This is a genomic window from Bradyrhizobium sp. B025 (assembly GCF_042257955.1).
GTDB classification, from domain to species: domain Bacteria; phylum Pseudomonadota; class Alphaproteobacteria; order Rhizobiales; family Xanthobacteraceae; genus Bradyrhizobium; species Bradyrhizobium diazoefficiens.
In genome coordinates, this window is record NZ_CP170150.1 from 1,798,102 (window position 1) to 1,816,893 (window position 18,792).

Below are 18,792 nucleotides of genomic sequence, written 5' to 3' on the forward strand. Positions count from 1 at the left end.
CCGCCTATTCGAGCCGCAGCAGGCGGCCGACGATCGGCGTCGGCGATGAGGTGGCGCTGGCGTCGACCTGGAAGGCATAGCGCTTGGCGCCGAGAATGGCGAGATAGCTGCCGCCGGGGGTCAGCGACTTCCCGGCCTTGGCAAAATCATAGAACTTGCCGCCGATCATGGCTTCGCTTTTGAGCGGCACGGTGATCGTGGGTTCCTTGCCGTCGGTGCGCTCGATCACCAGCGTGCTGCCGCTCTTGGCCTGCACCAGCGGTGCGACGCCGTAGATCGTCGGCAGCTTGGCCGGCGCGCCCTTGGCGTCCGAGCGCATGGTGCGGAAGGTGGTCGCGGCGCTCTGGTTGGCCTCTCGATCGGACAGCTTCGCCGCGTTGGTGTCGCAGGGCACCTTTTCCCGCTTGACCTCGCCGAGCTGTACGGTGCTCTGCTCGGCGCCGACCAGCACGACGCCTTCGCTGATCGTCTCGCGCAGGCAGGATTTGAGATAGCTGAGCGTGACGCTCGCCTTCGGGCCGAGCTTGATGATCTTGCCCGGCGCCACATAGTCCATGAACGCGATGCCGTCGACCTTACCCTGGACGTCCTCGACGATCGCGGCCGGGGTCTCCGCCAGAGCGGGGGTCGCGACACAGAGCGCGCCGACAACGGCGCCGATCAGGCTTCTCATGGGGATTCTCATTCAATTCTACCGATGCTCTACCGGTCCCGTCCTGGTTCGATGTTTAGCAGCGGAGCGCCCAGGCAAGTGTGACCGGAATCACTCTTAGACATTGGTGCACTCTATCAGGAACAGGTTCAAACCGGCGACCGGAGAAAACAGAGCCGCGGCAAGCTGTTGCCGGGATATGCGATCTCAGGCGGCCGGAACGGCCTGCGGCGAACGGTCTTCGGCCGTCCGGCCCTCGACGGCTCTCTCCATGACAGGGGCGAGCGTCGCCTCCGTCTTCTGAAATGGCGTCGCCTGCTGCCCGGCAGCGATCTCCATGACTTCGTTCCAGCGCGACAGAAAAGCCTCGACGCAGGCCGGGTCGAACTGCCGTCCCTGGTTCTCGACCAGGTAGTTGCGTGCCGCCTCGAGCGGCATCGGCTCTTTATATGGCCGCCGCGTCGTCAGCGCGTCGAACACGTCGGCGACAGCGACCACGCGAGCGGCCACCGGGATCTCGTCCGTCTTGAGGCCGTTCGGATAGCCTGCGCCGTCCCAGCGCTCGTGGTGGCCTGCGGCAATTTGCGCACCGAGCTGGATCAGCTCGCAACTGGAGTCCGCCAGGATCCGTTCGCCGATCGTGGCGTGGGTACGGATCACCGCCATCTCCTCGTCGGTCAGCCGGCCGGGCTTGAGCAGGATATTGTCGGGAATGGCGACCTTGCCGACGTCGTGCAGCGGTGCGGCGAGATAGATGTCGCGGCAGAGCCGGGCCGGCAGGCCGAGCTGCTCGGCGATGATGCGGCTGTAGCGGGCGACCCGCAGGGTGTGCTCGCCGGTGTCGTTGTCGCGGTATTCGACCGCGAGCGCGAGCCGCAGGATGATCTCTTCCTCGCGCTCGCCGAGCTTGCGTATCGCGGCCGCGACTTCACTGGCCAGATGCGCGGCGCGATCGTTGAGCTTGCGTACGGCTGCACCAAGCTGAATCAAATTCCGTAGACGCACCGTCATCTCGACGCTCTGCGGCTGCTTGGGCAGGAAATCGGTTGCACCGGCCTGCAGCGCTTCCATCTTGACGTCATCGGTCTGCCGCGACGTGATCATCGCGATAGGGATGTCGACGCAGCCGGGAAGGGTTCGGAGCGTGCGGATGAAGCTGATGCCGTCCATGTGCGGCATCTCGTAGTCGACCAGCACGAGGTCGAAGACGCGCTCCCGTGCGCAGGCCAGTGCCTGCACGGGATCGAGGAAGGTGGTGGCTTCGACCAGACCTTCGGCCTCGATGTGACGTTTCAGGAAGTTGAGGACGGAACGGCTGTCGTCAACCAGAAGCGCTTGGGTCAGCATCGGCGGCCGGGGCTCTCTTCGCTGGCAAGGGCACGAACCGACTGCATAACCCGTGCGAATTTAACGCGAAGCAAATGCGCCGTGCGTGCGCACGCGCTGCGATATGCGCGCCTCGCATGCGATTTCAGCAGGCTATGCACCGTTGCATGCAATTGCGCGAAGTCCTCGGGAATGTGACCCGTAGTTGTACGGACCTCTCCGTTAGGGGTTTGCTCACTTGATTCGCGTCAAACGTGTATCGGAATTTTGCAAGGGCGGGGACAGCGATGGCGCTCAATCCGACGGAGCCGAAGTGGTCGTTGCGGTTACCCGCCGATTGCAGCATCGCGGCCATTCGCAGTGTCTATGACCTCATTCGCGAGGCGTTCGGCCGCGAGCAGCGGCTCGAGATCGATTGTTCAAGCGTCGACAAGGCCGACGTGACCTCGATCCAGCTTCTGCTGTCGACCGCCAGGACCGGCGAGGCCCAGGGCCGCCCGGTGGTGCTCACCGCATTCTCCCAATCTCTGCGCAACACCCTTCGCCGCGCCGGCTTCGCCAGCGAGGCGATGATCGAACAGCACTTCCCGCAAAAGAAAGATGGCACCTGATGGCCACGATTCTGACCGTCGACGATTCCCCCAGCATTCGGCAAATGATCAAGGTCGTGCTCGAGCCGGCCGGTCATAACGTGATCGAGGCCGGTGACGGTGCGCAAGGGCTCGCCAAGGCCCAGGCCGGCAAGCTCGACCTCGTGATCACCGACCTCAATATGCCGGTCATGAACGGGCTGGAGCTGATCCGGGCGCTGCGCAAGCTGCCGAGCGCGGTCGGCATGCCGATCGTGTTCCTGACCACCGAATCCAACGACACGGTGAAGCAGGAGGCCAAGAGCGCCGGCGCCACGGGCTGGATCACCAAGCCCTTCAAGCCGGAGCAGTTGCTCGCCGTCGTCGGCAAGCTGGTGCGCGCATGAGTGCAATGGACCCGACCGAGGTCTTTCGTCAGGAAGCCAGTGAGCTCTTCGAAGTTCTTGAAGGAGCCCTGCTCGATCTCGGCCTGCGTCCCGATGACCGCGAACTCGTCGATTCCGCCTTCCGCGCCCTGCATACGATCAAGGGCTCGGGCGCCATGTTCGGCTTCGACAAGGTCGCCTCCTTCACCCACGAATTCGAGACCGCGTTCGATCGCGTCCGCAAGGGCGAGATCAAGCCGACGCAGGAACTGATCTCGGTCGCGCTCGCCGCCAAGGACTATATCCGCGCCCTGATCGAGGATCCCCAGTCGACCGATGACGTCATCGGCGAAGGCATCCTCGACGACCTCAAGCGCTTTGTCTCGTCCGACCAGCCTGTTGCGCCGGTCGCCGGGATCGCGGAGGCGGCGGCGCCGGTCGAGAGCAAGCAGGCCGGCTGGCACCTGTATCTGGAATTCGAATCGCACATCCTGCGCAACGGCTCGAACCCGCTCGACCTCCTGGAAGATCTCTGCAAGCTCGGCCCCTGCTTCGTCGTGCCTGTTACCGACGGCATCCCGTTCCTCGACGAAATGGAGCCGGAAGACTGCTATCTGAAGTGGGACGTCAAGCTGCACGCGGCCTGCGACAAGGACGCGATCGACGACGTCTTCATGTTCGTCCAGGACGAGATGAAGCTGACCCTCTCGCCCTTGGAGCATGTCGAAGCGCCCGCGCCGATGCCGCTATTCCAGCTCATCGACGAGGAGCCGGCGCCTGAGGCCGAGATGCCTGCGCCGGTGGTCGAGGCTGCTGCCGCGCCGATCGCCGCGCAGCCCGCCGCAAAGGCGGAGCCCAAATCTGAACCGAAGCCGGAGCCGAAGGCCGAGGCCAAGCGCGACGATCGCGGCATCGCCACCGTCCGCGTCCAGGCCGAGCGCCTCGACGAACTGATGGACCGGGTCGGCGAGCTCGTCATCGCCCAGGCGCGGCTGACCCAGCTCGCATCGTCCGGCTCCGACCTCTCGATCAAGATGATCGCCGAGGAGATCGAGCGCCTCGCGTCTTCCTTGCGCGACACCACGATGGGCGCGCGCATGGTGCCGATCGGCTCGCTGTTCGGCCGCTTCCGCCGCCTGATCCACGATCTGTCGCGCGATCTGTCGAAGCCGGTCGAATTCGTCACCACGGGCGAGGACACCGAACTCGACAAGACCATGATCGAGTGCCTGGCCGATCCGCTGGTGCACCTGATCCGCAACGCCATCGACCACGGCATCGAAGACACCGCAACGCGCGCCGCCAACGGCAAGACCGAGCAGGGCCGGATCGAGCTCGCCGCCGTTCATTCCGGCGCGCAGGTGCTCGTCACCGTGAAGGACAATGGCGGCGGCCTCAACACCGCGCGCATCCGTGCCAAGGCGGAAGAGCAGGGCCTGATCGCAGCCGGCGCCGTGCTGACCGATCACGAGATCCACCAGTTCCTGTTCCACCCGGGCTTCTCGACCGCACAGACCATCTCGGCGCTGTCGGGACGCGGCGTCGGCATGGACGTGGTCAAGCGCACCATCGAGAACATGCGCGGCACCATCGACCTGTCGACCAAGCCGGGCCAGGGCACCACCGTGACGCTGCGCCTGCCCTTGACGCTCGCGATCATCGAAGGCCTGCTGATCCGCGTCGGCGAAGGCCGCTACATCATTCCGCTGTCGGCGGTGGAGGAATGCGTCGAGCTGACGGCCGAGGACGAGCGCTCGCGCGGCCGCAATTTCCTCAACGTCCGCGGCAACCTCGTTCCGTTCCTGCGCCTGCGCGAGATCATGTCGTCGTCGGGGGCGCCCGACCGGCATCAGAAGACGATCATCATCTCGACCGGTGAAAGCCGCGTCGGTCTCGTCGCCGATCAGATCATCGGCAACCACCAGACCGTGATCAAGTCGCTCTCCAAGCTGCATTCGGATGTCACGATCTTCTCGGGCGCGACCATCCTGGGTGACGGCACGGCGGCGCTGATCCTCGACGTCGCGCAGCTCGTCGCGCTGGCGCAGTCGAAGGTCGAGAAGCAGCACATCAGCGAGGCGGCGTGATGAACGAGACTTTGGCCGGCGAGCATCAGGCCGACGCGATGCAGGTCGTGATGATCGGCCTCGGCGAGGAGAAGTTCGCGCTCGACGCGGGCCTCGTGCGCGAGATCATCGATCCCGTGCCGGTGACCAGGGTCGCCGGCGCACGGGCTTTCGTTCCCAGCGTGATCAACGTACGCGGCAACGTCATTCCGCTCGCGGACCTGCGCATCCGCTTCGGTATGCCGCAGCTCGACAACTCGGCCGACACGCGCATCGTCGTCATCGAGCTGGAGCTCGACGGCGAGCCCGTCCTGGTCGGCGTCACCGCCGACAAGGTCTATGAGGTCACGGAGATCTCGCAGACCGACGTGCAGCAGACGCCGCGCGTCGGCATGCACTGGAAGCCGGAGTTCATTCGCTTCATCGCCAAATGGCGTGAAGAGTTCGTCATCGTTCCCAACATGGAACGCATTCTGAATTGAAATGAGTCCCAGGGGTGGGACTTGAGGTCTAGGGGCTGGAAATGAGATTTACGGTCAAAGCGAAGCTGGCCAGCGCATTCGGCCTGGTCATTGTCCTGTCCATGGTCGCCGGCGGTGTCGCGTACATGAAGCTCGGCGACATGATGGCCACTGCTGACAGCATGGTCCTGCGCGCGACCCGGATGGAGAAGGCGACGCAAATCGAAAAGGATATCCTGCTTCAGCTGCGGGCGGAGAAGAATTCAATTCTCGGAGCGGAAGCCCAGGCCGAACAGTTTGCCGCCGATGCCGCCAAGATTCGTGACCAGGCGCTGAAGACCAAGGACGAGGTCTACGCGTTGGCGAGCGAAGCCGGCAGGAAGCTGCTCGACAGCTTCGCTGTGACATACGCCAAGATGAATGCGTATCAGGAAGAGACGTTCAGACTGGCCAAGACCGACAAGGCAAAGGCGACCGAACGCTCCATGGGCGACGGTCGCAAGGTCGTCGCGGACGCGATGGAAGCCATGAGCGCCTATGTCGGCAACACGAAAAAGCAGATGGCGGAGCAGGCGGTCCAATCCAAGGAGGAAGGCCACCAGGCGCAGTTCGTGCTGATGACGCTGCTCGGCATTTCGCTGGCGATTGCGATCGGGGCTGCGCTCTGGATTTCCATCTCGATCAGCCGTTCGCTGGGCCGCGCCGTTGGCCTTGCCGGCGCGGTTGCGGAGGGCGATCTCAGCCAGACCATCCCGTCCGCCAGCAACGATGAGATTGGCGACCTCGTCAGGTCCCTGAACGTGATGGTCGAGAAGCTCCGGCAGATCGTCGCGGAGGCGTTGACCGCCGCGCAGAACGTCTCGGCCGGCAGCCAGGAGCTCTCCGCCAGCGCCGAGCAGCTCTCGCAGGGCGCGACCGAGCAGGCCTCGTCCGCCGAGGAAGCTTCCTCCTCGATGGAGGAGATGGCCTCGAACGTGAAGCAGAACGCCGACAACGCCAACCAGACCGAGAAGATTGCCGCGCAGTCCGCCAAGGATGCGGAATCCAGCGGCGCGGCCGTCGGTCGTGCGGTTAACGCGATGCAGACGATCGCCGAGAAGATCACTATCGTGCAGGAAATCGCACGGCAGACCGATCTGCTGGCGCTCAACGCCGCGGTCGAGGCCGCGCGGGCCGGCGAACACGGCAAGGGCTTTGCGGTGGTCGCTTCCGAGGTCCGCAAGCTCGCCGAGCGCAGTCAGGCGGCCGCGGCCGAAATCGGCACGCTGTCCACGGAGACGGTGAAGGTCGCCCGGGAGGCCGGCGACATGCTGTCCAAGCTCGTGCCCGACATCAAGAAGACGGCTGAGCTGGTCCAGGAGATCACCGCCGCTTGCCGTGAACAGGACGTCGGTTCGGCCCAGATCAACCAGGCGATCCAGCAGCTCGACAAGGTCGGCCAGCAGAACGCCAGCGCCTCCGAGCAGGTCTCCTCGACCTCGGAGGAGCTCGCTTCGCAGGCCGAGCAGCTCCAGTCCACAATCTCGTTCTTCCGCATCGACCATGCCGGCCGCGGCGAGAGCGCGGCGCCGGCGCCGATCGATCGTGCCGTTACCCAGCTCCGCGCCAAGGCGGCGCACATGGCTGCGGCGGATCGCGGCGTGAAGAAGCTCGCGCCTGTCCGCAAACCCGCACGTGCGATGAAGGTCGCCGGCAGTGGCGGCTTCGCGTTCGACATGCACGACGGCGAAGACGACCGCGACGCCGAATTCCAACGCTGATCAGGCGGTCCGGCCTCGTGCCGGATCGTGCTCATTCGCAAACCCCGGGACCCCTGGACTGCAGCATGGCCGCAACCTCGCAATATCTGACGCTCGGACTCGCCGGCGAGACGTTCGGCATCAGCATCCGCAACGTCCGCGAAATTCTCGACATGCGGCCGATCTCGCGGCTGCCGCATGCGCCGAACTTCCTGCTCGGCATGATCGACGTGCGCGGCAGCGGCTATCCGATCGTGGACCTCCGGACCAAGCTCGGCCTGCCGAGCGTGGCGACGACGGAGGCGACCCGCATCATCATCCTCGACGTGCCGATGAAGGACCGTCTGGTCGGTGTCGGCTTCGTCGCTGATTGCGTGTTCGAGGTCACCGACATCGACGAGCAGGCGATCGAGCCCATCCCCGAGGTCGGTGGCAAATGGCAATCCGACTACGCCGCCGGCATCGGCCGCAAGGGCGAGAAATTCGTCGTGATCTTCGATCTCGCCAAGCTGATGGCGCATGACGAGATCCCGGAAGGGCGCGATGCGCCCCGCGCCGCCTGAGTTTGCAAGAGTTAAGCATGGTCAAGCGTATGCCCCCCAATTCGAACCAACGAGATTGACATGAGATTTACCGTCAAAGCCAAGCTTGCCAGCGCCTTCGGCGTCGTCATCCTGCTCTCCATGATCGCCGGCGCGGTCGGCTATGTGAAGCTGTCGGACATGGTCGGCACCACCGAGACTCTGGTTAGCCGCGCGGGCCGCATGGAAAAGGCCGCGGAACTCAAGGAAGGCATCCTGTTTCTGGTGCGCGCCGAAAAGAACTCGATCCTCGCGGCGACCGATGCTGAATACGATCAGTTCGTAGCCGACCTCGCCAAGAATCGCGAAGCGCTCATCAAGTCCAAGGACGAGATCCACGCCGCCGCCAGCGAAGGCGGCAAGAAACTGATGGAGAACTTCTCCACGGCGTTTGCCAAGCTGAGCGCCTATCAGGATGAGACGGTCAGGCTCGCGAAGTCCGACAAGCCGAAGGCCCTGGACCGGTCCATGCATGACGGCCGCAAGGTGGTCGCGGACGCGCTGGAAGCAGCCGACGGCTACATCAAGAACGTCAAGAAGAACATGGCGGAGCAGGCCGAGCAGTCCAAGCAGGACGGCGCCCGCGCCGAAATGCTGCTGATGAGCCTGGTCATTGCCTCGCTCCTGATCGCCGCTGTTGCCGCCACCTGGATCGCCCTCAACATCAGCCGCGCGCTGGCACAGGCCGTCGGCCTCGCCGACGCGGTGGCGATCGGCGATCTCAGCCGTAAGATCGAGTCGTCCAGCAATGACGAGATCGGCGATCTCATCAAATCGCTGAATGCGATGACCGTGAACCTGAACGCCACTGCGGCCGTCGCCAACGAGATTGCGCAGGGCAATCTCATGGTTGAGGCCAAGCCGCAGTCGGACAAGGATACGCTGGGCCTTGCCCTCGAGCGCATGGTGGAAAAGCTCCGCCAGATCGTGTCGGAAGCTCTGACGGCGGCGCAGAACGTCTCTGCCGGCAGCCAGGAGCTTTCCGCGAGCGCCGAGCAGCTTTCGCAGGGCGCGACCGAGCAGGCCTCGTCCGCCGAGGAAGCCTCGTCCTCGATGGAGGAGATGGCCTCGAACGTGAAGCAGAACGCCGACAACGCCAACCAGACCGAGAAGATCGCCGCGCAGTCGGCCAAGGACGCCGAGGCCAGCGGCGCGGCCGTCGGACGTGCCGTCAACGCGATGCAGACCATCGCCGAGAAGATTACCATCGTGCAGGAGATCGCGCGCCAGACCGACCTGCTCGCGCTGAACGCGGCGGTCGAGGCCGCGCGCGCCGGCGAGCACGGCAAGGGCTTTGCAGTCGTCGCTTCCGAAGTGCGCAAGCTTGCCGAGCGCAGCCAGGCTGCGGCGGCCGAGATCGGCACGCTCTCGACTGAAACAGTCAAGGTCGCGCAGGAAGCCGGCAATATGCTTGCCAAGCTCGTTCCTGATATCAAGAAGACCGCCGAGCTGGTCGAGGAGATCACCGCGGCCTGCCGCGAGCAGGACGTCGGTTCGGCCCAGATCAACCAGGCGATCCAGCAGCTCGACAAGGTCGGCCAGCAGAACGCCAGCGCTTCCGAGCAGGTGTCCTCGACCTCGGAGGAGCTCGCCTCGCAGGCCGAGCAGCTCCAGTCCACTATCGCTTATTTCCGCATCGAGCAGGGTGGAAAGGGCCGCGCGGCCGCACCGATCGACCGGGCGGTCAATCAGTTGCGCGCCAAGGCGGCCACCATGGCGGCCGTCGAGCGCCCGGCCAGGAAGCCGCCGGCCAAGCCCGCGCGTGCCATGAAGGTTGCGGGCGGCGGTGGCTTCGCCTTCGACATGAACGACGGCGAGGACGATCGGGACGCCGATTTCCAGCGCTAAGGCTCTCTGAGGGATCGGCCCCCACCGGGGGCCGATCCGTCTTCAGTGATTGCGGTAACGTGTAGGATTCAAGATGGCCCGGGTGGCCCGACATTCAGTGCAGGCGGCCATCTCGGACCGGGGCCGGCGACCATGATGCCCGCCGTGCAGGACATGGCCGTGCATCTGTCGGACCGCCACTTCCGGACCATTGCCGAATTGATCGAGGGCCAGGTCGGCATCAAGCTGCCGCAAGGCAAGCGGCTGATGCTGGAGGGGCGGCTGCACAAGCGCGTGCGCGCGCTGAACTTCTCCGACCTCAACGAATATGTCGACAACCTGTTCGGCGCGGAGCATTTCGACACCGAGCTCACCCATCTGATCGATGTGGTGACGACCAACAAGACCGACTTCTTCCGCGAGCCCCAGCACTTCACTTTCATGCGGGACGTCGCAATCCCGGCCCTGCTCAAATTGCATGGGCGGAAGAACGCGAACCTGAAGATCTGGAGCTCGGCGAGCTCCACCGGCATGGAAGCCTACACGACCGCGATGGTGCTGGACGACATGACGCGGAACGGCTCGCGGTTTCAGTACCGCATCCTCGGGACCGACATCTCGACCGCGGTGCTGCGCCTTGCCAAGACCGCGATCTACACCCGCGACGTTCTCGCGCCGGTGCCGGAGCCCTTCGTGAAGCGATACTTCCTGTCGTCGCGGGACAAGTCGCGCGGCGAGGTGCGGGTGGTGCCGGAATTGCGGCGCATGACGCATTTCATGCGGATGAACCTCATGGATGCGTCCTATCCCGTCGACCGCGACGTCGACATCATCTTTTGCCGCAACGTCCTGATTTATTTCGAGCGCGAGACGCAGCGCAAGGTGATCGAGCAATTGTGCAGCCATTTGCGGCCCGGCGGCTATCTGCTGGTCGGACATTCGGAATCGATGATTCACAGTGCAGTGCCGGGTTTGAAGCAAGTTCAGCCAACCATTTTCAAGGTCTAGCCGGAGCGCAACCAGAATGCCGAGGGAGAAAGTTCGCGTGCTGATCGTGGACGATTCGGCGTCGGTGCGCCAAATCCTTCAGACGATCCTCAATGACGATCCGGACATCGAGGTGATGGGGACCGCGTCCGACCCGTTCGCAGCCGCGCGCCGCCTCCAGAACGAGATCCCCGACGTCATGATCCTCGACATCGAGATGCCGCGCATGGACGGCATGACGTTCCTGCGCAAGATCATGGCGCAACGTCCGATCCCGGTGATCATCTGCTCCTCGCTGACCGAAGAAGGCTCGAACGTGATGTTCGAGGCGTTCGAGGCGGGCGCGGTCGACATCGTCCCGAAACCGAAGATCGACACGCGGCAGGCGCTGCTCGAATGCTCCACGCGGCTGCGCGAGGCCGTCAAGTCGGCGGCGCGCGCCCGCGTGCGCCCGCGTGCGGAGCGCCGGGTGGTCGAGAAGAAGCTGACGGCCGACGCCATCATCCCGCCGCCGGTGCAGGGCAAGGTCCGGCCGACGACGGAGCGCATCGTGTGCATCGGCGCATCGACGGGCGGCACCGAAGCGCTCAACGACGTCCTCGAGATGCTGCCGCCGCACTGCCCTCCGCTTCTCATCGTTCAGCACATGCCGGCGGGGTTCACCGCGGCGTTTGCCAGACGTCTCGACAGCGTCTGCCAGATCCGGGTCAAGGAGGCCGAGGACGCCGAGCCGGTGCTGCCGGGCAGCGCCTATATTGCCCCGGGCGCCCGTCACATGCTGCTTCAGCGTATCGGGCTGCGCTACCAGATTGCGATCAAGGACGGTCCGCCAGTGTCGCGGCATCGCCCCTCAGTCGACGTGCTGTTCCGCTCGGCGGCCCAGCACGCCGGCGCCAACGCGCTCGGCGTCATCATGACCGGCATGGGCGACGATGGCGCGCGCGGAATGCTGGAGATGCGCAAGCTCGGCGCCTCGACGCGAGCACAGGATGAAGACAGCTGCGTGGTGTTCGGCATGCCCAAGGAAGCCATCGCCCATGGCGGGGTCGAGAAGGTCGTGCCGCTGCACCATATTCCGCGCGAGATCATGCTCTGGTATCAGGCCGGGCACGTCGCGGTGGCAGGTTGATTGCAATGTCCGCCATTCCGGCCACCACGCTCACTGAAGCGACCGCGGCGATCGAGGATGTCTCGTCGCGCATCGAGGATGTCTTTGCGCGCGTCGGTCGGGAGCTCGGTCGCGGCCACATCATCTTCAAGGAGCTGAACCAGGGCCTCGCCACGCTCTCCGAGGAGCTCTCCGGCGCCGAGATCGAGGGCGCCGCGACCGCGCTGCAGGAGATCGCCGCGCGGCTCAGCGAGCTGGCGCAGACGCTGCCGGCCGAGAGCGCACTGCTTGCGACGATCGGCAAGAGCACGGAGGAGGCGTCCTCGCTGCTCAAACCGCTGTTCAAGCACATCGGAATGATCACCATCATCGCGCGCAGCGCGCGGATCGAGGCGGCTTCGCTCGATGGCGACCGTGAAGGCTTTCTCGCCTTTACGCAGGAAGCCTACGATCTCGGCAAGGCCGTGCAGCGCTCGATCGAGGGCTGCGCACGGGACCAGCAACGTCTGTCGGAAGCCGTTGCCACCGCCTCCGGCCGGCAGAAGGAGTTCGAGAGCCGTTACGGGAACCAGCTGGTCTCGGAGAGCGCCGAGCTCGGCGAGGCCTATGGCGGATTGCGCGACCAGCGCAGCAAGAGCAGCCATGTCGCCGATCTCGCCAGCGCCAGCACCAGGAAGATCGCCGAGGCGGTCGGCAGCGCGATCATTTCCTTGCAGGCCGGCGACAGTACGCGCCAGCGTCTCGAGCATGTCTGTCACGGTCTCGGTCTTGCGTCAGGACCTTCACCAAGCCTCGTTCCCGAACCCGTCACGAGCGATGACGGCGCGCGCGCCATCTGCCTGTTGCAGGCCGCCCAGCTGAGGGACGCCCAGCGCGAGTTCGGTGGCGACATCGGCCAGATCGTTCGCGCGCTGGCGGCTATCTTGAATGATGCGGCCAGCGTCGTCGGCCACGGCCGCACCCTGTTCGGCGGTGAGGATGGCGGCTCGTCGTCGTTCCTGACGCGCATCAAGCAGATATTGGCGCATGCCTCGACCCTCATCGCCACCTGCGAGGGCGCCGGCCGTGCGGTCGATGACGCGCTGGCCATTGTCGAGGATACGCTGGCGAAATTTCGCCAGGCGATCGCCGGGCTCGCCGATGCGACCGTCGACATCACCCTGATCGGGATGAATGCCGGTCTCAAGGCAAGCCATCTCGGCAGCCGCGGCAGCGCCTTCGTCGTGATCGCCAACGAGCTCAAGGCGACTGCGGACCAGGTTTCGGCGGGGGCGGGGCGCCTCCGGCCCGTGCTCGACGGCATCGAGCGCTCGGCCAAGGCACTGAAGGAGCTTCGCGTGCAGGGCGATCCCACGCAGCTTGCCAACCTCGAGCCGCAGATCCTCCAGGCGCTGCGCGAGGTCGAGGCCGGCAACGAACGGCTCGACAAGCTGATGAGCCGGCTCGTCGACGAGGGAGCGGAATTCGAGAGCCTGATGAATTCGGCGCAAGGCCTGATGAGCAAGCTCGGCGAAAGCTCCGCGACTTTGCCTGCGGTGGCCGCGCGCCTCGAGACTGCGAGTGCGGTCGCCCGGCGGCCGCAACCGGGTGCGCAGGACGAGGCCATGCTCGACGATCTCTTCGCGCGCTACACGATGGAGCGCGAGCGGGACGTCCACCGGGAGTTCCTGCAAACGCTCGGGCTTGCGTCGGTCGCCGCCACGCGGCGCATCGAGGCGGTCGAGACCGCCGACGACGGCATAGAATTGTTTTGACGTCGGTGCCGTCGCGTCGCGCGCCGGCGGCAATTCGATGGATCGGGTTTTCGGGGCGTTAACCCTGCCGAAAGCGCTGGCGGTTTGGTCATTGTCGCGCCCCAGAGTTGGTTGCAAATACCCGTCAACTTTCACGCCGAGAAATTCGTATGTTGAGAGACGGCAAATACGCTGCCTGGTTCAGGACGCCGCGCGGCCAGGGCACCGGCGTCGTGGATCTGATCGAGGGCCGGATCTCGGGTAGCGACAGCTTCTTCACCTATGGTGGCTCTTATCGTGTCAATGAGAAGCACTTCTCGGCCGTCTTGACCGTGAACCGGCACACCGATGGTCCGCCGAGCGTGTTCGGGCCGGACGAGGTCGAGGTCGATCTTGCGGGTGTGTGCAATGGCCTGGTCGCGACCTGCTCGGGCACGGCCAAGGAAGCACCCGACGTCAAATTCGAGGCGACGCTGATCTACAGCCAGGAAGATGCGCCTGCCGCCGACGCTCGATGCGCGGTCGTGAAGCTCAATGCCGACAAATTGCCCAAGAATCTCGACAGCCGCTCCCGGCCGCGCCATCCATTTGCGTCGCCCAAGGATACAGCAAAGGATACAGCAAAGGATCCCGCGTCTTAGCTTTGCATTGACGCTGTTGTCGCGAAAACCCTTCGTCACCGCATTGCGGCAACCGTGCCTTTAGAGGTGAAATCTAGGTTGAGGTCCATAACAAAAGACGGACAGGGACATGCCTCAAATCTGGATGACATATGACGAACTCGCGACGCTCAACGGCTGTAGTGCTGCCGAAGCCCGGCTTCAGGCGCAGCATCTGTCGCTCGATCGCCGCAAGAGTCGCGACGGTAACACCCGCGTCAAGCTGAACCTCGCCTTGATGGCCCGGTTCTTCGAGACCATTCGCGAAGCCGAATTCGGTCTCGATGATGCGATCGCGGCGTTGCGTGAAACCCATCGGCAGATGTCGGGAGTTCTCGCGACCCAGCAGGAAAGCCTCAGGCGCGGAGTGGCGTAGGTCCGCCGCGCCCTCGGCCGCGCTAAGACGGCGGCCTTGGCAGGAAAGCCAGGATGGTTTGGGCCAGAAGGACGCCGACGGTGCCGCCGGCGGCCTTTTGCAGCACATCGATGAGCCGCGGATCACGATCCGGCGTCACCGCCTGCAAAACCTCGAGACCGACTGCAACGGCCACTACGAACGCGCAAGCCAGTTTGACGCGCCCCGGCAGCAGAAACGACAGCAGGAAGCCCAACAGGCCGTAGGCGCTGAAGCGCTCGATGACGACGACCGAGTAGGCCTCCGCATGGCCCATGAGCGCCGGCCTGCCCGCGAGCTTGGCCAGCGTGGCATAGATGATGAGCGCGAGGCAGATTCCGGCGGCTGCGATGAGATGATTGCGGCGCATGGCGCCAACATAACCGGTCGGCCCGCTGGTCGCTTTCGAAAGCCAGGAACATCGTTAAGGTTTATAGACCTTCGCGGGCATGAACCGAGGTTCACGAGCGAACGGCAGAGACGGCCCATTTCGGCGGTTGCGCATCTGACGACGTCAAGCGTGGCGATGCAGTCGCGATTTCATGCTGAATTGGCTGGGGGCGTCATCAACTCGCCGGCTCCCCGGTCTTGTGACCCACAATCTCACGGCCACGAACAGGATGTTGATGCCAAGCCAGATCGACATCACGATCAGGAAAGAGCTTGCCATGGCGCCGCCTCCCGCATTCCTTTCGGGAACAATGCGGGGCGCGGTCGAGAGTTCCGGCTTTGCGGAGGGGCAGCCGATCGTCCCTGCCCAAATTCTCGTCATTGACGAGCCGGGCCAGCCGGGTCAGGCACGAAGCCGCGCGCCCGACCGCATGACGAAGTCGTCGGCAGGAGGGCGACGTTCAGCGCCGATTGTAGGACCAGCCCTTGTCGACATCGGTCGGGTAGTGGGCTGCGAAGTACGGATTCTTGAGGCAGTTTCGCGCAGGATCATAGATCCAGTCCGCGCACTCGCGGTAATTCAGAAATCTGCAATCGAAGCCAAAGGCACACCATGGCGCGCCATTCGGAAATCCGAACCGCACGGGGACTTGCGCCGACGCCATCGAGGGCAGAGCCAGGAGCAAAGCTACAGCCAGTGCGCGGGACAACATGATCCATTCCTCCAACAAACGATCGGGCGGACATCGAAGCCCGTCGATGATCAATCTTCATCGCCGGGCAGCTTAACATCCAGGCGCGGAGAGATCGAGTGCGCTGAAGGCGTTCGGGCTGCGTCGATTGGCGGCTTTCCGCTCACCGGTCGATCGGGCAGGCGCGCACGTCCGTGAACTGTCGCGCACGGCCGGCGCGACGGACGCTAGTTCTTCTTGCTGCCCTTGGATTTCAGCGACAGGCCGAGACGCAAGGCCATGCGCTTGATCGCATCGGGCGAGCGACCGAGAAGCTTTGCCGCCTCTTCCAGCGAAGTCGAAGACTTGGCCAACTCCATCAGCCGGCGGTCTTCCTTGAACGACCAGGGCCTGCGCGCCATAACCGAATTCATCCTCTCGTCGACACAACGACAAAGCCGCCAAGCGGACCCATGTTCGCTCGACGGCTTTGCTTGGGTGGGGCCGGGCTTGGGGCAGCCCGGTGTGAAGATGGATATGCGATCCCTCGGCATTCGCAACAAACAACGCGGATTAAGCTAACCGCTCAACCTTACCGCGATGAAATCGGCGCGCGGCGCTCCGTAGTACCACGGTGTTTTTGTGAACCGCGGTCGATCCGCGCGCTCCGACAGCCGCGATCGAGGATGTTCTGTCATCATGTCCGGCTGTCGCAGAGCCAGCGGACGGCCTTCGCCAAGCCCGCTTTCGAAGCCTCGCGGGGACGCCGGCCGGGCTCGCGTCCGGCCTTGCCGGAATCCACGGCGTCGCGGAGATCGTGGCCGGACCGATCCGCCACGAAGCCGGCCTCGTCGCGTACCCGTTGTGCGGAGCCGGGTCGCCGCATCCTCGACTGACGGGCGCCATACCCGGAGACATCATCTTGCAGCGATCACTTGATCTTGCCGCGATCACCTGCGCGCGATTGCAGAATCGTCGTCGCGGCGGCTGCGTCGCGCGGAATCAATTTGAATTGAATCACCGCGCGGTGTCGATCGCAACCGCTCCGAACGAGAAGCGATCCAATCGCGACGACGCGCAAGGTGCAAGCAAATCCCGACAAGCAGCATTGCACTTCGCTCAGACGACTCGTCACGAGATCGTCGAATTCGTTCGGCTATGTTCGCGCGAACGGCGAAGAACAAATCAAACAAACAATCAGAAGACCGAGATGCTTCAGAGAGCGCGAGCGGCACTTCCCCTCACGAAGATCAGAGAGTGGGCATTCGAAGGCGCATTTTTCAGCGTTGCGCTGATTGCGATGGCGGGCTGGGTGTACTTCATCACGCTGTTGCTGGTGCGGTTGTTCCTCTGGTTCTTCGGCTGAGCGCGCGGCGGACCACTTCGCAAGCACGGTGCTGCCCAAAAAATCTCGGGCGTGGCAAGAAAATCAGCGGCGCTCATCATGATCTCGACACAACTCGAAGATGACACTGGCGCATCGTGTTGGCGATGGCGCGGACGTGTATTCCGATGATTTACAACCGGCGTGGCACGGTTGCAGGCAGGGGCGTGGATGCAGGGGAGTGGATCATGACGGGAACGCGGGTAGACGCCATCACCAGTTCGACGAACACGGCGCCGCGGCGCTATTTCGTCGATGCGGGTGGCCGGCGTGTCCTGATTGGGCTGACGCCCGAGGAGACGTTCGAGTTCGAGCGGCTCGACAGTGGCCAGGCGCCGGGCCGCGTGCAGGTCGCGTCCGGCGGCCGTGACGTGTGGCCGGATGCCGGTGAGCGGCGCCGGCTCGAGCTCTACGAGAAGCACGAGGGCGCCTGGAGGGCCTGGATGGCGCAAAGCCGCACCGAACGGCGCGAAGGCTTCAATCTTTATTAACCATCCCGGACCCATTTTCTGGTCTGGCGCCTCGAACCGGAAAGTGCACGCATGTTTCAGCTCTTCTTGCGGGCCCGCACCCATAACTTCCTGAAGGACCGTTTCGGGGGAGAGCAGACGTTCCGTGCGCGCTCGCCCGAGCGCGACGCCGAAACCGATCGCACGCGGATCGAAGCCATCATGATCGCGATCGAGGACGCGCTCCATGCGGCGGAGCGGGAGCAATCGGGCCTCAATCGCCGGGTGGAAGACGTGCTGGCGCGTGCGGCCGTGACCTTCGGCAACGGCGATGACGAATATCTCGAGCGCGAGGCGCTCGACAATCACCATCAGGATCTGTTCGACAAGGAGATCCTGAACGGCCAGCGCCGGCTCAAGGAGCTCGGTGCCTCGATCGCGCATTTCAAGTTCCTGAAGGCGGCGATGCTGAGCCGCTTTCCGGAATATCGGCCTCCGGCAAGCTCCACCAATTAGAGTGTGGCGCGCGAGCGCGGGCGGCTAGATCGCGAGCATGCTGTTGCCCTGGATGGACAGCAGCGTCAGATTTCCGGTGGCGTACGCCCCGGTATCGATGTTGGCGCGGTTCTCCAGCAGCTCGGCCTGCCGCACCGGCGTGTGGCCGTGCACGACATACTTGCCGAAACGCCTCTTGCTCTGGAGGAATTCGTCCCTGATCCACAACAGGTCGGATTCGCGCTGTTCGGAGAGCGGAATGCCCGGGCGCACTCCGGCATGGACGAAGAAGAAGTCGCCGCATGTGAATGTCGGCCGCAGCTGGCGCAGGAACGCGATGTGCTCCGGCGGCATCGCGGATGTGAGTTCGCGCACGAGATCGGACTGTTCGTCCTTGCTGAGGCCCGGCGCGGCCGACACGCCATACGACATCAGGGTCTGGAGTCCGCCGAACTGAAACCAGTCGGTGGCGCGCGAGGGGTCCTCCAGTACCGAGGTGAAATAGGCCTCGTGATTGCCCTTGAGGAAGACCGTGTTGCGGCGGCGGCTGCGCCTGATCAGGAGGTCGAGGGTGTGGCGCGAGTCCGGTCCGCGATCGATGTAGTCGCCGAGGAAGACCTCGATCGCGCGATAGGGCCGGCTGTTCGCCATGTCCGCATCGATGACGGCAAACATCTGTTCGAGCAGGTGCGCGCAGCCGTGGATGTCGCTGAGCGCATAGATGCGCACGCCGTTCGGTAGCTTCGGCCGGGGCGAATTTCGGGGCGCTGTCGTGGGCATGGGGCCCAACTCTTTCAGAGAGCTTCGCCCGGGATGTCAATATGCTATCGACGGAATCGGGGTGCCAAGAGCCGCTTTTTTCCCGCCTTCTGATGCTGAAGGCTCATCCGGAGCTCTGTAAATCGCCGATCGTCG

Annotated in this window: 20 protein-coding genes; 15 read left to right on the plus strand and 5 right to left on the minus strand. The window is 64.3% G+C overall.

Features of this window, described 5'->3' with window-relative positions; genetic code table 11:
* Nucleotides 1–4: 4 nt before the first annotated feature.
* Nucleotides 5–673 (minus strand): hypothetical protein, encoded by a 669-nt coding sequence (locus tag ACE10W_RS08335; RefSeq protein WP_304551059.1) that lies wholly within the window; start codon nucleotides 671–673, stop codon nucleotides 5–7.
* Between the two features lie 186 nt (nucleotides 674–859).
* Nucleotides 860–1,999: an HD domain-containing phosphohydrolase gene (locus tag ACE10W_RS08340; protein WP_028174292.1), complete on the minus strand. Its 1,140-nt coding sequence runs from the start codon at nucleotides 1,997–1,999 to the stop codon at nucleotides 860–862.
* Between the two features lie 266 nt (nucleotides 2,000–2,265).
* On the opposite strand from ACE10W_RS08340, the gene ACE10W_RS08345 reads away from it, so the two are divergent.
* The 12 genes from ACE10W_RS08345 (at nucleotide 2,266) to ACE10W_RS08400 (ending at nucleotide 14,470) form a co-directional block, all read left to right on the plus strand.
* Nucleotides 2,266–2,589 (plus strand): lipid asymmetry maintenance protein MlaB, encoded by a 324-nt coding sequence (locus ACE10W_RS08345; RefSeq protein WP_304551060.1) that lies wholly within the window; start codon nucleotides 2,266–2,268, stop codon nucleotides 2,587–2,589.
* Complete coding sequence (locus ACE10W_RS08350) at nucleotides 2,589–2,954, plus strand: response regulator (protein WP_008142319.1); 366 nt, start codon at nucleotides 2,589–2,591, stop codon at nucleotides 2,952–2,954. Before ACE10W_RS08345 ends, ACE10W_RS08350 begins: the two co-directional genes overlap by 1 nt.
* Nucleotides 2,951–5,020 carry a chemotaxis protein CheA gene (locus ACE10W_RS08355; RefSeq protein ID WP_304551061.1) on the plus strand — a complete coding sequence of 690 codons (2,070 nt, stop codon included), beginning with the start codon at nucleotides 2,951–2,953 and terminating at the stop codon, nucleotides 5,018–5,020. The genes ACE10W_RS08350 and ACE10W_RS08355 overlap by 4 nt, the downstream gene beginning before the upstream one ends.
* On the plus strand, nucleotides 5,020–5,481 hold the full coding sequence (locus tag ACE10W_RS08360) for a chemotaxis protein CheW (protein ID WP_161536159.1): 462 nt from the start codon (nucleotides 5,020–5,022) through the stop codon (nucleotides 5,479–5,481). The genes ACE10W_RS08355 and ACE10W_RS08360 overlap by 1 nt, the downstream gene beginning before the upstream one ends.
* 41 nt (nucleotides 5,482–5,522) lie before the next feature.
* Nucleotides 5,523–7,220 (plus strand): methyl-accepting chemotaxis protein, encoded by a 1,698-nt coding sequence (locus ACE10W_RS08365; RefSeq protein ID WP_304551062.1) that lies wholly within the window; start codon nucleotides 5,523–5,525, stop codon nucleotides 7,218–7,220.
* A gap of 65 nt (nucleotides 7,221–7,285) precedes the next feature.
* Nucleotides 7,286–7,762, plus strand: coding sequence for a chemotaxis protein CheW (locus ACE10W_RS08370; RefSeq protein WP_028174296.1), 477 nt, complete (start codon nucleotides 7,286–7,288; stop codon nucleotides 7,760–7,762).
* A gap of 60 nt (nucleotides 7,763–7,822) precedes the next feature.
* Nucleotides 7,823–9,628, plus strand: a complete 1,806-nt coding sequence (locus ACE10W_RS08375; protein ID WP_028174297.1) for a methyl-accepting chemotaxis protein — start codon at nucleotides 7,823–7,825, stop codon at nucleotides 9,626–9,628.
* Nucleotides 9,629–9,760: 132 nt separating this feature from the next.
* A complete protein-coding gene (locus tag ACE10W_RS08380) occupies nucleotides 9,761–10,615 on the plus strand; it encodes a protein-glutamate O-methyltransferase CheR (protein WP_011085135.1) in 855 nt (284 codons plus the stop codon).
* Between the two features lie 16 nt (nucleotides 10,616–10,631).
* Entirely contained in the window at nucleotides 10,632–11,723 is a 1,092-nt protein-coding gene (locus ACE10W_RS08385; protein ID WP_304551063.1) for a chemotaxis response regulator protein-glutamate methylesterase, read from the plus strand.
* Nucleotides 11,724–11,728: 5 nt separating this feature from the next.
* Nucleotides 11,729–13,456 carry a chemotaxis protein gene (locus tag ACE10W_RS08390; protein WP_304551064.1) on the plus strand — a complete coding sequence of 576 codons (1,728 nt, stop codon included), beginning with the start codon at nucleotides 11,729–11,731 and terminating at the stop codon, nucleotides 13,454–13,456.
* A 149-nt stretch (nucleotides 13,457–13,605) separates the two neighbouring features.
* The gene (locus ACE10W_RS08395; protein ID WP_028174299.1) at nucleotides 13,606–14,076 is read left to right on the plus strand and encodes a hypothetical protein; all 471 of its coding nucleotides are present in this window, start codon (nucleotides 13,606–13,608) and stop codon (nucleotides 14,074–14,076) included.
* Between the two features lie 109 nt (nucleotides 14,077–14,185).
* The gene (locus ACE10W_RS08400; RefSeq protein ID WP_028174300.1) at nucleotides 14,186–14,470 is read left to right on the plus strand and encodes a hypothetical protein; all 285 of its coding nucleotides are present in this window, start codon (nucleotides 14,186–14,188) and stop codon (nucleotides 14,468–14,470) included.
* A gap of 22 nt (nucleotides 14,471–14,492) precedes the next feature.
* Here ACE10W_RS08400 and ACE10W_RS08405 read toward each other — a convergent pair whose 3' ends face one another.
* Nucleotides 14,493–14,858, minus strand: a complete 366-nt coding sequence (locus ACE10W_RS08405) for a VanZ family protein (RefSeq protein WP_011085140.1) — start codon at nucleotides 14,856–14,858, stop codon at nucleotides 14,493–14,495.
* Nucleotides 14,859–15,797: 939 nt separating this feature from the next.
* Nucleotides 15,798–15,983, minus strand: coding sequence for a hypothetical protein (locus ACE10W_RS08410; protein ID WP_129557530.1), 186 nt, complete (start codon nucleotides 15,981–15,983; stop codon nucleotides 15,798–15,800).
* Between the two features lie 383 nt (nucleotides 15,984–16,366).
* Between ACE10W_RS08410 and ACE10W_RS08415 the strand changes: the two genes are divergently transcribed.
* The 3 genes from ACE10W_RS08415 (at nucleotide 16,367) to ACE10W_RS08425 (ending at nucleotide 17,898) form a co-directional block, all read left to right on the plus strand.
* Complete coding sequence (locus ACE10W_RS08415) at nucleotides 16,367–16,915, plus strand: hypothetical protein (protein ID WP_304551066.1); 549 nt, start codon at nucleotides 16,367–16,369, stop codon at nucleotides 16,913–16,915.
* A 206-nt stretch (nucleotides 16,916–17,121) separates the two neighbouring features.
* A complete protein-coding gene (locus tag ACE10W_RS08420; RefSeq protein WP_028174304.1) occupies nucleotides 17,122–17,424 on the plus strand; it encodes a hypothetical protein in 303 nt (100 codons plus the stop codon).
* 51 nt (nucleotides 17,425–17,475) lie between these two features.
* Nucleotides 17,476–17,898 carry a hypothetical protein gene (locus ACE10W_RS08425; RefSeq protein WP_028174305.1) on the plus strand — a complete coding sequence of 141 codons (423 nt, stop codon included), beginning with the start codon at nucleotides 17,476–17,478 and terminating at the stop codon, nucleotides 17,896–17,898.
* Between the two features lie 24 nt (nucleotides 17,899–17,922).
* Here ACE10W_RS08425 and ACE10W_RS08430 read toward each other — a convergent pair whose 3' ends face one another.
* Nucleotides 17,923–18,657, minus strand: a complete 735-nt coding sequence (locus ACE10W_RS08430) for a metallophosphoesterase family protein (RefSeq protein WP_304551067.1) — start codon at nucleotides 18,655–18,657, stop codon at nucleotides 17,923–17,925.
* Nucleotides 18,658–18,792: the final 135 nt, after the last annotated feature.

Excerpts from the sequence above, each read along its gene's own strand:
- ACE10W_RS08365 (WP_304551062.1), top strand. The coding sequence starts at position 5,523 with ATGAGATTTACGGTCAAAGCGAAGCTGGCCAGCGCATTCGGCCTGGTC.
- ACE10W_RS08375 (WP_028174297.1), top strand. The coding sequence starts at position 7,823 with ATGAGATTTACCGTCAAAGCCAAGCTTGCCAGCGCCTTCGGCGTCGTC.
- ACE10W_RS08430 (WP_304551067.1), bottom strand. The coding sequence starts at position 18,657 with ATGCCCACGACAGCGCCCCGAAATTCGCCCCGGCCGAAGCTACCGAAC.
- ACE10W_RS08335 (WP_304551059.1), bottom strand. The coding sequence starts at position 673 with ATGAGAAGCCTGATCGGCGCCGTTGTCGGCGCGCTCTGTGTCGCGACC.
- ACE10W_RS08425 (WP_028174305.1), top strand. The coding sequence starts at position 17,476 with ATGTTTCAGCTCTTCTTGCGGGCCCGCACCCATAACTTCCTGAAGGAC.
- ACE10W_RS08400 (WP_028174300.1), top strand. The coding sequence starts at position 14,186 with ATGCCTCAAATCTGGATGACATATGACGAACTCGCGACGCTCAACGGC.
- ACE10W_RS08360 (WP_161536159.1), top strand. The coding sequence starts at position 5,020 with ATGAACGAGACTTTGGCCGGCGAGCATCAGGCCGACGCGATGCAGGTC.
- ACE10W_RS08370 (WP_028174296.1), top strand. The coding sequence starts at position 7,286 with ATGGCCGCAACCTCGCAATATCTGACGCTCGGACTCGCCGGCGAGACG.
- ACE10W_RS08355 (WP_304551061.1), top strand. The coding sequence starts at position 2,951 with ATGAGTGCAATGGACCCGACCGAGGTCTTTCGTCAGGAAGCCAGTGAG.
- ACE10W_RS08350 (WP_008142319.1), top strand. The coding sequence starts at position 2,589 with ATGGCCACGATTCTGACCGTCGACGATTCCCCCAGCATTCGGCAAATG.
- ACE10W_RS08345 (WP_304551060.1), top strand. The coding sequence starts at position 2,266 with ATGGCGCTCAATCCGACGGAGCCGAAGTGGTCGTTGCGGTTACCCGCC.
- ACE10W_RS08385 (WP_304551063.1), top strand. The coding sequence starts at position 10,632 with ATGCCGAGGGAGAAAGTTCGCGTGCTGATCGTGGACGATTCGGCGTCG.
- ACE10W_RS08410 (WP_129557530.1), bottom strand. The coding sequence starts at position 15,983 with ATGAATTCGGTTATGGCGCGCAGGCCCTGGTCGTTCAAGGAAGACCGC.
- ACE10W_RS08420 (WP_028174304.1), top strand. The coding sequence starts at position 17,122 with ATGACGGGAACGCGGGTAGACGCCATCACCAGTTCGACGAACACGGCG.
- ACE10W_RS08390 (WP_304551064.1), top strand. The coding sequence starts at position 11,729 with ATGTCCGCCATTCCGGCCACCACGCTCACTGAAGCGACCGCGGCGATC.
- ACE10W_RS08340 (WP_028174292.1), bottom strand. The coding sequence starts at position 1,999 with ATGCTGACCCAAGCGCTTCTGGTTGACGACAGCCGTTCCGTCCTCAAC.
- ACE10W_RS08395 (WP_028174299.1), top strand. The coding sequence starts at position 13,606 with ATGTTGAGAGACGGCAAATACGCTGCCTGGTTCAGGACGCCGCGCGGC.
- ACE10W_RS08380 (WP_011085135.1), top strand. The coding sequence starts at position 9,761 with ATGATGCCCGCCGTGCAGGACATGGCCGTGCATCTGTCGGACCGCCAC.
- ACE10W_RS08405 (WP_011085140.1), bottom strand. The coding sequence starts at position 14,858 with ATGCGCCGCAATCATCTCATCGCAGCCGCCGGAATCTGCCTCGCGCTC.